Annotated in this window: 13 protein-coding genes; 6 read left to right on the plus strand and 7 right to left on the minus strand. The window is 66.2% G+C overall.

The features are described from left to right. The 4 genes from QN358_RS08135 to QN358_RS08150 form a co-directional block, all read right to left on the minus strand. Positions 1-852 (minus strand): hypothetical protein (locus QN358_RS08135; protein WP_323512062.1); only part of this gene is annotated, 852 nt, incomplete at its 3' end. A gap of 164 nt (positions 853-1,016) precedes the next feature. Next, positions 1,017-2,054: a hemolysin family protein gene (locus QN358_RS08140; protein ID WP_136642299.1), complete on the minus strand. Its 1,038-nt coding sequence runs from the start codon at positions 2,052-2,054 to the stop codon at positions 1,017-1,019. Continuing rightward, on the minus strand, positions 2,047-3,450 hold the full coding sequence (locus QN358_RS08145) for a hemolysin family protein (protein WP_136642298.1): 1,404 nt from the start codon (positions 3,448-3,450) through the stop codon (positions 2,047-2,049). Before QN358_RS08145 ends, QN358_RS08140 begins: the two co-directional genes overlap by 8 nt. 91 nt (positions 3,451-3,541) lie before the next feature. Then, positions 3,542-4,981 carry a GuaB1 family IMP dehydrogenase-related protein gene (locus QN358_RS08150; RefSeq protein WP_323512063.1) on the minus strand — a complete coding sequence of 480 codons (1,440 nt, stop codon included), beginning with the start codon at positions 4,979-4,981 and terminating at the stop codon, positions 3,542-3,544. Between the two features lie 163 nt (positions 4,982-5,144). Between QN358_RS08150 and QN358_RS08155 the strand changes: the two genes are divergently transcribed. Further along, positions 5,145-8,927, plus strand: a complete 3,783-nt coding sequence (locus tag QN358_RS08155; protein WP_323512064.1) for a multifunctional oxoglutarate decarboxylase/oxoglutarate dehydrogenase thiamine pyrophosphate-binding subunit/dihydrolipoyllysine-residue succinyltransferase subunit — start codon at positions 5,145-5,147, stop codon at positions 8,925-8,927. A 100-nt stretch (positions 8,928-9,027) separates the two neighbouring features. Here QN358_RS08155 and QN358_RS08160 read toward each other — a convergent pair whose 3' ends face one another. Beyond that, a complete protein-coding gene (locus QN358_RS08160) occupies positions 9,028-9,270 on the minus strand; it encodes a zf-HC2 domain-containing protein (protein WP_136642295.1) in 243 nt (80 codons plus the stop codon). Then, positions 9,267-9,884: a sigma-70 family RNA polymerase sigma factor gene (locus tag QN358_RS08165; RefSeq protein WP_136642310.1), complete on the minus strand. Its 618-nt coding sequence runs from the start codon at positions 9,882-9,884 to the stop codon at positions 9,267-9,269. Before QN358_RS08165 ends, QN358_RS08160 begins: the two co-directional genes overlap by 4 nt. Positions 9,885-9,988: 104 nt before the next feature. On the opposite strand from QN358_RS08165, the gene QN358_RS08170 reads away from it, so the two are divergent. Genes QN358_RS08170 through epsC form a run of 5 tightly spaced genes read left to right on the plus strand, consistent with a single transcriptional unit; the run spans position 9,989 to position 14,914 of the window. Next, positions 9,989-11,500, plus strand: coding sequence for a 3-phosphoshikimate 1-carboxyvinyltransferase (locus QN358_RS08170; RefSeq protein WP_323512065.1), 1,512 nt, complete (start codon positions 9,989-9,991; stop codon positions 11,498-11,500). After that, entirely contained in the window at positions 11,497-12,555 is a 1,059-nt protein-coding gene (gene rsgA, locus QN358_RS08175; RefSeq protein WP_136642293.1) for a ribosome small subunit-dependent GTPase A, read from the plus strand. Before QN358_RS08170 ends, rsgA begins: the two co-directional genes overlap by 4 nt. A 9-nt stretch (positions 12,556-12,564) precedes the next feature. Then, positions 12,565-13,380 carry an inositol monophosphatase family protein gene (locus QN358_RS08180; protein ID WP_323512066.1) on the plus strand — a complete coding sequence of 272 codons (816 nt, stop codon included), beginning with the start codon at positions 12,565-12,567 and terminating at the stop codon, positions 13,378-13,380. Positions 13,381-13,436: 56 nt separating this feature from the next. Then, positions 13,437-14,372 carry a cysteine synthase A gene (gene cysK / locus QN358_RS08185; protein ID WP_323512067.1) on the plus strand — a complete coding sequence of 312 codons (936 nt, stop codon included), beginning with the start codon at positions 13,437-13,439 and terminating at the stop codon, positions 14,370-14,372. A gap of 8 nt (positions 14,373-14,380) precedes the next feature. Further along, a complete protein-coding gene (gene epsC, locus QN358_RS08190) occupies positions 14,381-14,914 on the plus strand; it encodes a serine O-acetyltransferase EpsC (protein WP_136642290.1) in 534 nt (177 codons plus the stop codon). 80 nt (positions 14,915-14,994) lie between these two features. On the opposite strand, the gene QN358_RS08195 is transcribed toward epsC, so the two are convergent. After that, positions 14,995-15,156 carry a hypothetical protein gene (locus QN358_RS08195; protein ID WP_162849202.1) on the minus strand — a complete coding sequence of 54 codons (162 nt, stop codon included), beginning with the start codon at positions 15,154-15,156 and terminating at the stop codon, positions 14,995-14,997. Positions 15,157-15,189: the final 33 nt, after the last annotated feature.

Raw genomic sequence — 15,189 nt, forward strand, 5'->3', positions numbered from 1 at the left:
GGGCTGGGCAGCCGGGCCGGGGGCGGGGCCGGAGGCGGTGCGGTGCTGGTCTCCGTCGTAATCGACCACGACCATCCACTGCCGGTAGAAGAGATCGGCCCGACCGATGAACGTACCGTCGTCGTCGAACCGGTCGACGTTCAGTTCAGGCTCGGGCAGTCCGGCCCGAACGAGCAGTAGCCGCAGGCTGGTCTCGCGCGGTGACTCGGCACCCACGCGCACTAGATCGAGGGCCTCCTGCAGGCGACATTTGCCGCGCCCGCGGTAGTCGTAGAGCCGGTCGCGCAGCAGCTCGATGCTCGCATGTGGTCGGCGGTCGCCCCTCCTCGGATGCACGGGAACCAGTACAGCCGCATCGCCCGCGACCACCAGCTCGTCGAGGGAGACGAGGCTGGCGAGGTGGCACCAGGTCGAGGCGATGTCGGTCACAGGGAATCCGTGACGCAGTTCGACCGAAACGCGGTTGTCGTCGAGCCGGTGACCCGTGACGCCGACCGTGCGCGGCGGCCACCCCGGCGAGAACACCGACACATGGATGCCAGCGGGCGAGGCTCTGGCGGACTCAATCGGCAGGTTCCACAGCAGCGCTGCCGTCGTGTGGCTGAACATCTGCCCCGGCGGGAGCCTCGGCGCGTACGCCGCGCAGAACTGCTGCACCGTGTGCGGCGCCTCAATCGCCCGCACCGCGTGGAACGGCCGGTGCAGGTCTGCGGCGCGAAGCCGGCCGTCGCCCACGCCGGCGGCCCGGGCATCCACTCGGCTGAAAGGCATGCCGAGTTCGGGGGGCAGTGGGGTGCGTCGACTCATGCCCCCATCGTGCGCCCACCGGATGCCCGAAACCGAGTTATCCACAGGTCTCTCCCTGACTACTCCGCCCACTCGGCAAAGTTTGCGGGTGCCGCAGCTCACAACCCGCAAACTTCGCCGACTCGATTAAGTGGGTCGGCAGAAGTGGGGTGAGTCAGAAGCGGGCGCGCCGCGAAGCGGCCCACCGCCGGTCAACGGCGCCGCACCGGTCAGATGCGACGAGTTGCGTCTTGAACCTCGCCCACGAGCTCCTCGATCACGTCTTCGAGAAACAGCACCCCGCTCGTTGCCCCCTCCGAAGTGAACGACCGGGCCACATGAGCGCCTGTGCGGCGCATGGTCGCGAGTGCGTCTTCGAGCTCGGTGCCATCGTAGATCGACGCCAGCTGGCGGATGCGCTTGGCCGGCACCGGCTGATCGAACTCGTCATCGTCGAGGTCGATCACGTCTTTCAGGTGCAGGTACCCCGTCGGGTCGCCCTCCGGGTTGACGATGACGTACCGCGAGAAACCGTACTTCGCCACGGCCCGCTCCACATCGGCCGGGGTTGCCCCTCGGCCCAGCGTGACGAGCCGGTCGACCGGCAGCGCCACCGACACAACCGTCTTCTCAGTGAACTCGAACGCCGCGTGCAGGGCACCCGAATTGTCGTCGAGCACCCCCTCGCGGGTCGACTGCGCCACGATGTTCGACACCTCGTCGAGCGTGTACGTGCTCGCGGCCTCGTTCTTCGGCTCGACCCCGAACAGCCGCACGACCCCGTTCGCCGTGGCGTTCAGCGCCACGATGACGAACCTGAAGATGCGAGCCACGAACACCAGCGGCGGCGCCAGCAGCAGCACGGCACGGTCGGGCACAGAGAACGAGAGGTTCTTCGGCACCATCTCACCGATCACCACGTGCAGAAACGACACCAGCACAAGCGTGATGACGAATGCCACGCCGGTGATGACGTCTTCGCTCCAGCCGGTGAGGTGCAGCGGCCCTTCGAGCAGGTGATGGATGGCCGGTTCTGACACATTCAGAATGAGCAGTGATGCCACGGTGATGCCCAGCTGGCTGGTCGCGAGCATCAGCGTCGCGTGTTCCATGGCCCACAGCGCGGTCTTTGCGCGTTGCATGCCGGATTCGGCGAGGGGCTCGATCTGCGAACGCCGCGCCGAGATGACAGCGAATTCGGCCGCAACGAAGAACCCGTTCACGAGCAGCAGTACGAACAACCAGAGAATGCCGGCCCAGTCAGACATTGCGAGCCTCCTCGGTGGTCGTGGCATCGGAAACCGGGTGGGCAGAAGAAACCACGGCAGAAGAAACCCCGGCAGCCGGAACCAGCGGCTCGATGGGTGTGGGGGTGAATCTCAGGCGATCGATGCGGCGGCCATCCATTCGTTCCACCCGCAGTTCACCGTCGGGCAACTGCACGGTGTCGTCGATCTTCGGCAGGCGCCCGAGCTCGCTCATCACGAACCCGGCCACGGTCTCGTACGGCCCCTCTTCTGGCACCGTGATGGCAGCCCGTTCGAGCAGCTCGTCGGGGCGCAGCTGGCCGGGAAACGAGATGGTGTTGCGGCTCTTGATGACGCCCGCCCGGGTGCGGTCGTGTTCGTCGTTCAACTCACCCACCAGCTCTTCGACCAGGTCTTCGAGGGTGACGACACCCGCGGTGCCGCCGTACTCGTCGAGCACGACGGCCATCTGGTAGCCGCGACCCCGCAACTCGCCGAGCAGCAGGTCGAGCTTCATGGTCTCTGGCACCCGCAGCGGTTCGCTGAGCAGCGCCACCACCGGCACCTCGGCGCGCTTCGAGCGGGGCACGGAGACAGCCTGCTTCACGTGCGCCACGCCCACGACGTCGTCGAGGCTGTCGTCGATGATGGGAAACCGGCTGTACCCGGTGGAGTTGGCGAGATCGATGACGTCTTTTGCCGACGCCGTGCGCTTCAGCGCGGCGATACGCGGCCGGGGCGTCATGACGTCTGAAGCATCGTGCCCCGAGAACAGCAGGGTGCGGTTCAGCAGCGTGGCGGTGTCGACGTCGAGGCTGCCCTCGAGAGCCGACCGTCGAACGAGCGACGACAGCTCGTCGGCCGTTCGCGCACCAGACAGCTCTTCTTTCGGCTCGATGCCGAATGCCCGGATGATGGCGTTGGCCGAGTTGTTCAGCACCAGCACCGCAGGCCGAAAGACGGCCGTGAACGCCCGCTGAAAGGGAATGACCAGTTTCGCCGTCTGAATGGGCAGCGCCAGCGCGAAATTCTTCGGTACCAGCTCGCCCACGATCATCGACAGCAGCGTGGCGATGACGATCGACACGATCGACGCCACCACCACCGTCAGCTCGTCAGCAAGCCCGACAGTGTCGAGCGGCCCGCGCAGCAGACTGCTGATGGCCGGCTCCATGAGGTACCCCGTGAGCAGGGTGGTCAGGGTGATGCCCAGTTGCGCACTCGAGAGGTGCGTCGAGGTGATGCGAAGGGCCGCGATGGTGGGCGCGAGGCCCTTCTCGCCGCGACTCTGGCGACCTTCGAGATCGCTGCGATCGAGGTTGACCAGCGAGAACTCGCTGGCCACGAAGAACCCGGTGCCGACGGTCAGAACGAGCCCGCCCAGAAGCAGAAGCCAGTCAGAGAGCACGGCGATCACCGCACAGCAGGCTGGGTTTCAGAACGGGCGGCCAGAGTGAGGGAGGGTCATCCATGAGTGCTTACAATCATACGGGCGAGAGTCTGAGCATTCACCAAGAAACGGGCAGCGCCTTTCCTTCTTCGTACCCTGCTGCCGATTGGATGCCCACCCTGGCCCGATCGTGAAACTCCTCCACACTCGCAGCCCCCGCGTAGGTGAATGAGCTGCGAAGCCCGGCCGTGATCATGTCGAGCAGGTCTTCGACCGAGGGGCGAAGCGGGTCGAGGTAGATCATGCTCGACGAGATACCCTCGGCGAACAGCTGCTTTCGTGCGAGCTCATACGCCCCCAGCCGCCCGAACCGATCGGTGACGGCCTTCGCGGATGCCATGCCGTAGTTCTCCTTGTAGAGTCGCCCGGCCGCATCGTGGCGCAGCACCCCGGGCGCCTCGATGGTTCCGGCGAACCACGACCCGATCATGACGGATGCCGCACCGGCCGCCAACGCCAGCGCGACGTCGCGCGGGTAAAGTACTCCCCCGTCGGCCCACACATGCACCCCGTAGAGAGTCGCCGCAGAAGCCGTCTCGAGTACCGCAGAGAACTGCGGCCGCCCCACCGCCGTCATCATGCGCGTGGTGCACATGGCTCCGGGGCCGACCCCGACCTTGATGATGTCAGCACCGGCCTGTGCCAGGTCGCGCACGCCGTCGGCGGTCACCACGTTGCCCGCGACGATCGGCAGGCCGAGCCCCGCCGCCCGTACCGTTCGGATGGCCGCGACCATGGCGTCTTGGTGACCGTGGGCGGTGTCGAGCACGAGCACGTCGACCCCGGCCGACGCCAGCGCACGGGCTTTGGCCGCGACATCACCGTTGATGCCGAGGGCTGCGGCTACGCGCAGGCGCCCGTGGGCATCCAGAGCCGGCTCATAGATCGTCGAACGAAGGGCCCCTGTGCGGCTGAGCGTGCCGATGACCCTGCCGTGCCGCGTGACGGGTGCGAAGTCGAGGTCAGCGGCGACCATCGCGTCGAACGCCTCACGGGGTGTGGCGAAGTCGTCGGCGGCGAGCGACGTGAGCGGCCCGTGCAGCAAGTCGCCGAGTTTCGCATCGGGCAACGCCGACGCGAGCCGCAGTGCGGGAATACACCCCAGAAACACGCCGGCCGCGTCGTGAACGACGATGCCCTGGCCCGCGACCGCCGGCAGCACGGTGAGGGCTTTTTCGACCGTCGCATCGGGCCGGAAGTCGAACGGGGTGTCGTACTCGACCGACTGCGCCTTCACCCACCGGATGGCCGCGTCGAGGTCTTGCAGATGCATGTCTTGCGGCAGCACCCCGAGCCCGCCCCGCCGCGCCAGCGTCGCCGCCAGGCGCGGCCCGGTGACCGAGTTCATGTTGGCGGCCACAATCGGAATCGTCGCCCCCGTTCCGTCTCCCGGCGCGAGCGACACGTCGAGCCTGCTTCGGATGTCTGAACGCGACGGCACAAGAAAGACGTCGGAATAGGTCAGATCGGTGTGCTCGGGTGTCGACAAGAATTTCATGACACCAACGGTAGACCTCCCACACGGTAAGCCGACGTGCAGTTCATGGGTTTAAGCTGGTTGAGCACGTGTCGGCGCGTGAAGATTCTTCAGCGCAGCTGTCTGGCACGTGAACACGGTGTCCCTATACAGAGTGCGATTTGACGAGAGTGGGCGATCGGCTGTGTCAAGCCAGTTGACCGGAACAGGAACTGACGACGGTTCGTCGGGCGAATTTGGTGCGAACGAGTGGCTCGTCGATGAGCTGTACGAGCAGTACATCGTCGACAAGAACTCGGTAGACGAATCGTGGTGGTCGATTCTCGAGCACTACAAGCCGTCGAGCGGCGAGCTGGCCGAGGGCGGCGCGCCCGCTGAGGCCCCCGCTGCCCCTGCGGCAGCAGCCCCGGCAGCCCCTGCAGCAGCACCGGCAGCCCCCGCGGCACCAGCTGCGACTCCCGCAGCTGCCGCACCCACCCCGGCCACCGCCCCCGTCGCGCGCACCACCTCCATGCAGGCCAGCCCCCAGCCCATTCCGGCCGAGGCCACGCTCCGCCCGCAGATCAGCGACGACGAAGCAGAGCAAGACAAGGTCTCGCCCCTTCGCGGCCCGGCAAAGTCGCTGGCCACGAACATGGATGCCTCGCTCTCGGTGCCGACGGCAACGAGCGTTCGCAGCATCCCGGCCAAGCTGCTCATCGACAACCGCATCGTCATCAACTCGAACCTCAAGCGCGCCCGGGGCGGCAAGGTGTCGTTCACGCACCTCATCGGCTGGGCCCTGGTGAAGGCGCTCAAAGAGTTCCCCAGCCAGAACGTCTACTACGACGTCGTCGATGGCAAGCCAATGGTGGTCTCCCCCGCGCACGTGGGGCTCGGCATCGCCATAGACATGCCGAAGGCCGACGGCACCCGTGCCCTGGTAGTGCCCGCCATCAAGCGCGCCGACACCATGGACTTCGCCGAGTTCCTCTCGGCCTACGACGAACTCGTTGCCAAGGCCCGCTCGAACAAGCTGACCGCCGGCGACTTCCAGGGCGCCACCATCTCGCTCACGAACCCGGGCGGCATCGGCACGGTGCACTCCATCCCGCGGCTCATGAAGGGCTCTGGCGCCATCATCGGCGCCGGCGCCCTCGAGTACCCGGCCGAGTTCCAGGGCTCGTCGAGCCGCACGCTCACCGAGCTGGGAATCGGCAAGATCATCACCCTCACCAGCACCTACGACCACCGGGTCATCCAGGGTGCCGGCTCGGGCGAGTTCTTGAAGAAGGTGCACGAGCTGCTGCTCGGCCAACGCGGCTTCTACGAAGACATCTTCGCCGAACTCCGTATTCCCTACGTGCCCATCCACTGGGCGCCCGACATCAGCGTCGACCTCTCCGACGCGGTCGACAAGACCTCGCGCGTGCAGGAGCTCATCAACTCGTTCCGCGTGCGCGGCCACCTGATGGCCGACATCGACCCGCTCGAGTACAAGCAGCGCACCCACCCCGACCTCGACATCGCCACTCACGGGCTCACCCTGTGGGATCTTGACCGCGAGTTCGTCACAGGCGGTCTCGGCGGCAAGCCGCAACTGCTGCTCCGCGACATTCTCGGCATTCTGCGTGACGCCTACTGCCGCAAGACCGGCATCGAGTACATGCACATTCAAGACCCGGTTCAGCGCAAGTGGATGCAAGACAAGATCGAGCGCCCCTACGCCAAGCCGAATCACGATGAGCAGATGCGCATCCTGTCGAAGCTGAACGAGTCCGAGGCCTTCGAGACGTTCTTGCAGACGAAGTATGTCGGTCAGAAGCGATTCAGCCTCGAGGGCGGCGAGTCGACGATTGCGCTACTGGATGCTGTACTCCAGTCGGCCGCCGATGAAGGCCTCGACGAGGTCGCCATCGGCATGGCCCACCGTGGTCGCCTCAACGTTCTGACGAACATCGCCGGCAAGACGTACGGGCAGATCTTCCGTGAGTTCGAGGGCACCCAAGACCCACGTACCGTTCAGGGCTCTGGCGACGTGAAGTACCACCTCGGCACCGAGGGCACCTTCGTGAGCGGCGACGGCAAGGAGATTCCCGTCTACATTGCGGCGAACCCCTCGCACCTCGAAGCCGTCAACGGCGTGCTCGAAGGTGTCGTGCGCGCCAAGCAAGACCGAAAGCCCCGCGGAACGTATTCCACGCTGCCGATTCTCATCCACGGTGACGCGGCCATGGCCGGCCAGGGCATCGTGTATGAGACCATGCAGATGGAGAAGCTCCGCGGCTACAAAATCGGCGGAACGATTCACGTCAACATCAACAACCAGGTGGGCTTCACCACACGGCCGAGCGATTCACGCTCCTCCGTTTACTCCACCGACGTGGCCAAGTCGATCCAGGCGCCGATCTTCCACGTGAACGGCGACGACCCCGAGTCAGTGGTGCGTGTGGCGCAGCTGGCCTTCGAGTACCGCCAGGAGTTCAAGAGCGACGTGGTCATCGACCTCATCTGCTACCGCCGCCGCGGCCACAACGAGGGCGATGACCCCTCGATGACGCAGCCGTTGATGTACAACCTGATCGAAGCGAAGCGGTCTGTGCGAAAGCTCTACACCGAGTCGCTGATCGGTCGGGGCGACATCAGCCAAGAGGAGTACGAGGCCGCGCACCGCGACTTCCAAGACCGCCTCGAGCGCGCCTTCGCAGAGACCCACGCGGCGCAGACCTCGTCGATCCCCATCATCACGAGCGACATGAACGCCGTGAGCGACCTCGAGCGCCCCGAGGCGCAGCAGGCCGACGACGGTGCGGGCGAGCCAGAGTCCACCGGCGTGCCGGCCTCAACCGTCGCCCTCATCGGCGACGCGTTCAACAACCCGCCCGCCGGGTTCACCGTTCACCCGAAGCTTCAGCAACTGCTGCAGAAGCGCCTCGAGATGAGCCGCAACGGAACCATCGACTGGGCTTTCGGCGAGTTGCTCGCACTAGGCTCACTGCTGCTCGAAGGTACTCCTGTTCGGTTCTCGGGCCAAGACACCCGCCGGGGCACGTTCGTTCAGCGCCACGCGGTGCTCCACGACCGTGACAACGGCCAGGAGTGGCTGCCGCTCGTCAACCTCAGCGACAACCAGGCCAAATTCTGGATCTACGACTCGCTGCTCAGCGAATACGCGGCGATGGGATTCGAATACGGCTACTCGGTCGAACGGCCCGATGCGCTCGTGCTCTGGGAGGCCCAGTTCGGCGACTTCGCCAATGGCGCTCAGATCATCATCGACGAATTCATCTCGTCGGCCGAGCAGAAGTGGGGCCAGCGTTCGTCGCTCGTACTGCTGCTGCCGCACGGCTACGAGGGCCAGGGCCCCGACCACTCGTCAGCCCGCATCGAGCGCTACCTGCAGATGTGCGCGGAGAACAACATGACCGTGGCGCGCCCGTCGACGCCAGCGTCGTACTTCCACCTGCTGCGCCGCCAGGCTTACGCCCGGCCCCGCCGACCGCTCATCGTCTTCACGCCGAAGGCGATGCTCCGCCTTCGCGGTGCGACCAGCTCGGTCGACGACCTCACGCAGGGCAAGTTCGAGCCCGTGCTCGACGACCAGCGCACATCGGGCGGTGACACCGCACAGGTCAAGCGGGTTCTGCTGATGGCGGGAAAGATCTACTACGACCTGCTGAACGAGCTGCAGAAGACGCCCAACGACGAGATCGCTCTGGTGCGCGTGGAACAGTACTACCCGCTTCCCGCCGCCGAGCTGGCATCGGTCATCGGCAGTTACCCGAACGCCGAGTTGGTCTGGGTTCAAGACGAGCCGCAGAACCAGGGCGCGTGGCCGTTCATCCACGCCGAGCTGGCCCCGCGCCTGCCAGAGGGCCGCACTATCACGGTGCAGTCCCGTGCTGCCGCAGCCTCCCCCGCGGCCGGCTCCGCCAAACGGCACGCCAAAGAGCAGGCCGACCTGCTCAGCCGGGCACTCACCCTCTGAAACGGTGTGGGCCGAGCTTCGGCAGAGCCCACACCACCGCACTGACACAGCACTGAAACCAACATCGACACCGGGCATCCGGCGCCGCAGGATGAGCGGACTAGTGCGTGCTCTGGATCTGCCGGATGCTCAGCAGAACCTGATCGCGCAGATTCTCTGGCGCCACCTCTCGGCACGCGCGCTGAACGGCCTCGGTCAGAACGACGCCGACGTGCAGCTCAGAGGAGCAGTCGGTGCAGCCGGCCATGTGTTCGCGAATGTCGGCAGCGTCGTTGCTGGCGAGTTCGTTGTGAAGATACTCTTCGAGTTCAGCCTTGGCTTTGTCGCAGCCGCAGTCGGTCATTTCTTACTCCCCTTCGCCTCGGTCGCGTGGATTCCGCGACCCTCGGCGTATTCGGTCAGCAGGCCCCTGAGAAGGCGTCGGCCGCGGTGCAGGCGGCTCATGACGGTACCAACGGGGGTTTTCATGATGTCGGCTATCTCTTGGTAAGAGAAGCCCTCAACGTCGGCCAGGTACACGGCCAGACGAAAGTCTTCGGGAATCGACTGCAGGGCGTCTTTCACTGCGCTGTCAGGCAGGTGGTCGATGGCCTCTGCCTCGGCCGAACGGCTCGAAGTGCCGGTGGCGGTGGCCGACTCGGCATTGCCGAGCTGCCAGTCTTCGAGGTCGCTGGTGGTGCCCTGGTAGGGGTCGCGCTGCTTCTTGCGGTACACGTTGATGAACGTGTTGGTCAGAATGCGGTACAGCCAGGCCTTGAGGTTCGTGCCCTGCTCGAACTGCGCGAATGCCGCGAACGCCTTCACGAAGGTCTCTTGAACGAGATCTTGGGCGTCAGCCGGGTTGCGGGTCATGCGCAGCGCCGCGCCGTACAGTTGGTCGAGAAACGGCACTGCCTGCTCCTCGAAGAGCGCACGAGGGTCGGGCACCGCTGCCGGTTCAGAATTCGTCGATGTCATCACCGGCCAGTCTACGATGCGGGCCACCCGGGGGCGGTCGAGCGTTGCCTGCACGTGCCACCTTCTTTCGAATCCTCATCAAACGTCGATACCCTAGACAACTGATGCTTATCTCTAGATATTCCGCACCCGACTTCAACCCGTACGGCGACACGTCGCCCACCGAGCCGAACCCCGACTGGGCTGCTCCGCGTGCGCACGGGCCTCTGGCCGCCACTGTCTCTCTGCCCGGGTCGAAGAGCTTGACGAACCGTGAGCTGGTGCTGTCGGCACTGGCGGATGCCCCTTCACGCCTCCGCTCGCCTCTGCACAGCCGAGACACGACCCTCATGGTCGAGGCGCTGCGCTCATTCGGTGTGAGTATCGAACCCGCACCGGCTTCTGGCCGCTTCGGTGTCGACTGGCTCATCACGCCGCCCGACGAGCTGCTCGGCAGTACCACGGTCGACTGCGGGCTGGCCGGCACGGTCATGCGCTTTCTGCCGCCTGTTGCCGCTCTGGCCCTCGGCCCCATCGTGTTCGACGGCGACGAGGGTGCGCGCAAACGGCCGATGGCCACGACTATCTCTTCTCTCGTCTCGCTCGGGGTCGACATCACTGCCGACGGTCGCACCAACCTGCCCTTCACCGTCTACGGCACCGGCTCGGTCGAGGGCGGCGAGATCACCATCGACGCCTCCTCCTCTTCGCAGTTCGTCTCGGGGCTGCTGCTCGCGGCCGCCCGGTTCGAGAAGGGCCTGCGACTCGTGCACGAGGGCTCGCGGCTGCCGAGCATGCCGCACATCGAGATGACCATCGTGGCGTTGGCCGCACGCGGAGTCACCGTCACGTCTGGCACCGTCACGTCTGGCACCGTGCCATCTGGCACCGTCGCATCTGGCACCGTCGAGACCGGCACCGACGAGTCTGCCGCGCCCGCGTGGAGCGTCGAACCCGGCCCCATCGCAGGAGCCGAGGTGAGCATCGAACCCGACCTGTCGAACGCGGCACCGTTCCTGGCCGCCGCGCTGGTGGCGGGTGGCTCGGTGACGTTCACCGGCTGGCCCGAGAGCACCACGCAGGTGGGCGCCCGGTTGATCGACTTTCTTCCGCTGTACGGTGCGACAGTGACGCGCGAGGGCGACCGGGTGACGGTGACCGGGGGCGCGAGCATCCGGGGCATCGACCTCGACCTGAGCGAGGGCGGCGAACTGGCACCCGCACTGGTCGCGCTGGCGGCCCTGGCCGACTCGCCGAGCACCATCACGGGCATCGGGCACATCCGCCACCACGAGACCGACCGACTGGCGGCGCTGGCGACCGAGATCAACAGGTTGGGCGGCAAGGTGACCGAGCTCGACGACGGGCTGTACATCGAACCGCAGCCGCTGCACGGCGGTGTATGGCAGACGTACCTCGACCACCGCATGGCGCACGCGGGCGCCATCATCGGGCTGGCGGTCGACGATGTGATCGTGGAGAACATCGCCACAACCGCCAAGACGTTGCCCGAGTTCGCGGCGCTGTGGCTGCAGCTCGTGTCGGGTTCGTCGGCTGAGGCCTCGAGCGCGCTCGGTGGCGGCAGCGGCCGTGCTGGCCACAGCGTCGCGATCGATGCGGGCGGGCCGACTGCATGAGCTGGTGGTCTGACGGTGTCGACGACGAGCCCGACGAATTCGATGAATTCGACGAATCGAGCATCCGGATGCGGCCGAATCCGAAAGGCAACCGGCCGCGCACCAAGACCCGCCCCGAGCACAACGACGCCATCAAAGGCAGAGTGCTCTCCGTCGACCGCGGGCGATTCGGCGTGCTCGTGCGCGAGAACGCCGCCGACGAAGCGGTCATCACCGCCTCGCGCGCCCGCGAACTCGGCCGTCTCGGTATCGTCACCGGCGACACCGTCGAGCTGGTCGGCGACACGACCGGCGCCGACGGCAGCCTCGCCCGCGTGGTGCGGGTCGACGAGCGAAAGACCCTGCTGCGCCGCAGCGCCGATGACAGCGATGCGGTCGAACGCGTCATCGTGGCGAACGCAGACCAGATGCTCATCGTGGTGGCGGCCGCGAACCCCGAGCCGCGGGCGAACCTCATCGACCGCTACCTCGTGGCGGCGTTCGACGCCGGGCTCGCTCCGATTCTCTGCATCACCAAGACAGATGTGGCCGACCCCAGCGACTTTCTCACCCAGTTCGACTGCTTCGACCTCGAAATCATCTCGGGTGCCAAAGACGATTTCCCGCTGGATGCCCTGAAAGCCCTGCTCGTTGGCCACACCACTGTCACCGTCGGTCACTCGGGTGTTGGCAAGTCGACCCTGGTGAATGCCCTCGTTCCCGGCACTGACCGCGCCGTCGGGCGCGTGAACGACGTCACCGGTCGCGGGCGTCACACCTCCTCGTCGACGGTGTGCATCCGGGTGCGCGATGCCGATGGCGACCCGGGATGGATCATCGACACCCCCGGAGTGCGTTCGTTCGGGCTCGGGCACGTGAAGCCGGAGAATATCCTCCGTTCGTTCGCCAACTACGCCATTCCCGCGGCCACGCTGCCACGATCGGCCAAGGGCATCGAACTCAGCCAGGCCCACGACTGGGAGATCGTCGACCGCGTCTCGGGCGGTGAGCTCGGCGAGAGCGGCAAGGCCCGGCTCGAGTCGCTGCAGAAGATCATCACCACCCTCGAGAAGTAGGGTGGAACCGTGACCGACTACAGCCTCGCCGATGACCTCGCTCTCGCCCTCGACCTCGCCGACCGGGCCGACGCCATCTCGTTCGACCGGTTTCGCTCCCTCGACCTGGTGGTCCAGACGAAACCCGACCGTACCCCGGTGACCGACGCCGACAAAGCCGTCGAGCGGGCCATCCGCGACGGGCTCGACGCGGCCCGCCCGAACGATTCGGTGCTGGGTGAAGAGTTCGGCTCGAACGGTGAATCGGCCCGGCAGTGGATCATCGACCCGATCGACGGCACGGCCAACTTTCTCCGCGGCGTTCCGGTGTGGGGCACGCTGATCGCGCTGGTCATCGACGGGGTGCCAACAGTGGGTGTGGTGAGCTCTCCGGCCCTGCAGAAGCGTTGGTGGGCATCCCTCGGCGCAGGCGCCTGGATGACCGAGGCCGGCCCGAACGCCTCGACACCGCGCCGCCTGCAGACGTCGAAAGTGGCGTCATTGGCCGACGCCTCAATCAGCTACAACAGCCTCAAGGGCTGGAGCGAGGCGGGTCATCTGCCCGACCTGCTGCGACTCAGCGAGTCCGTGTGGCGCACCCGCGCGTACGGTGAGATGTGGGCGTACATGATGGTGGCCGAGGGCCTCGTCGATGTCGCGTGCGAGTACGACCTGCAGGCGTACGACGTGGCGGCGCTCATCCCGATCGTGCAGGAGGCCGGTGGCCGGTTCACGAGTGCGGCGGGCGGGGATGCCCTCTGGGCCGGTTCGGCGCTGGCCACGAACGGGCTGCTCCACACCGAGACTGAACATACGCTGAAAGGCACTCTGCCGAAGCTAGGCTGAGACCGGCACCGCGTGGTGCGGGCCGCGGTTCACGTCTTCAGATGGAGCATCCTGCAATGTCACACATTTACGACAACATCACCGACCTCGTCGGCCACACGCCGCTGGTTCGCATCAACCGGCTCACCGAGGGTATCGACACCACCATTCTCGGCAAGCTCGAGTTCTACAACCCCGCGAACAGCGTCAAAGACCGCATCGGCGTCGCCATCATCGACGCGGCGGTCGCTGCCGGGGCGCTGAAGCCCGGCGGCACCGTCGTCGAAGGCACCAGCGGCAACACCGGTATCGCCCTCGCCATGGTGGGCGCGGCACGCGGCTACAAGGTGATTCTGACCATGCCGGAGAGCATGAGCATGGAGCGCCGCGTTCTGCTCCGCGCGTACGGCGCCGAACTGGTGCTGACCCCCGGCCCCGACGGCATGCGGGGCGCTGTGGAGACGGCAGAGAAGATCGTCGCCGAGACAGAGGGCGCCGTTCTGGCCCGCCAGTTCGAGAACGCTGCGAACCCGGCCATCCACCGCGCGAGCACGGGCCCCGAGATCTGGGAGGACACCGACGGCGCCGTCGACATCTTCATCGCGGGTATCGGCACGGGCGGCACGATCACGGGTGTCGGCAACTACCTGAAAGAGCAGAAACCGGGCATTCAGATCATCGGTGTCGAGCCGAAGGACTCCCCCATTCTGAACGGCGGCAAGCCGGGGCCGCACAAGATCCAGGGCATCGGCGCGAACTTCGTACCCGACATTCTCGACACCACCGTCTACGACGAGATCATCGACGTCACACTCGACGACTCCATTCGCGTCGCGCGCCAAATGGCTACTGACGAAGGCATTCTCGCCGGCATCTCATCGGGTGCCATCATGTGGGCCGCGCTCGAGGTCGCCAAGCGCCCCGAGAACGCGGGCAAGACCATCGTGGCCATCGTCTGCGACTTCGGCGAGCGGTACGTCTCGTCGGTGCTGTACGACGACATCCGCGGCTGAGATCGGGCGTGTCGTTCTTCTCCCGTGTCAGGGAAGACCTGGCCGTCGCACGCCTCCGCGACCCGGCAGCACGCTCGAAAGTCGAGGTTCTGCTGGGCTACTCGGGGCTGCACGCCCTGTGGATGCACCACCTCACTCACGCGATGTGGCAGCGTGAGGGGCTGAGACTGCCCGCCCGACTGCTCTCGCAGCTGACCCGCTTCGCCACCGGCGTCGAGATTCACCCGGGCGCGGTCATCGGCCGCCGTGTGTTCATCGACCACGGCATGGGTGTGGTCATCGGTGAGACGGCGAGGGTCGGCAACGATGTGCTGATCTACCACGGGGTCACCCTGGGCGGCATCGGCCCCATTGCGGGGCCGCGGCATCCGAGCATCGGCGACAACGTGCTGCTCGGCGCTGGCGCGAAACTGCTCGGGCCCATCACCATCGGCGAGGGCAGCGCCGTGGGTGCGAATGCGGTCGTGCTCATCGACGCCCCGCCGCACTCACTGGTCGTCGGGGTTCCGGCCACGGTCAGGCCGCGCACGCCCTCGGCCTAGTCTCGGCCTGGCCTGCCCCCGCAGAAACAAAGAAGCCCGGCACCGCAGAAAGCGGGCCGGGCTTCTTCAGCTATCGATGATCAGACTTTGCGCCCCGTGATGAAACGCAGCAGGAACACGATGAGGGCGATGACCAGCAGCACGACGCCCACCCAGATCAAGAAGCTCAACGAAGACGAAACCCCGCCTGTGATGAGCAGAATAATCGCGATGATCGCGATGATCGCTACGAGAATGTTCATGGTGTTTTATCCCTCCCGAGATGGTTTTGCGGC

The sequence above is a fragment of the Subtercola sp. RTI3 genome, assembly GCF_035018625.1.
Classification (GTDB): domain Bacteria; phylum Actinomycetota; class Actinomycetes; order Actinomycetales; family Microbacteriaceae; genus Subtercola; species Subtercola vilae.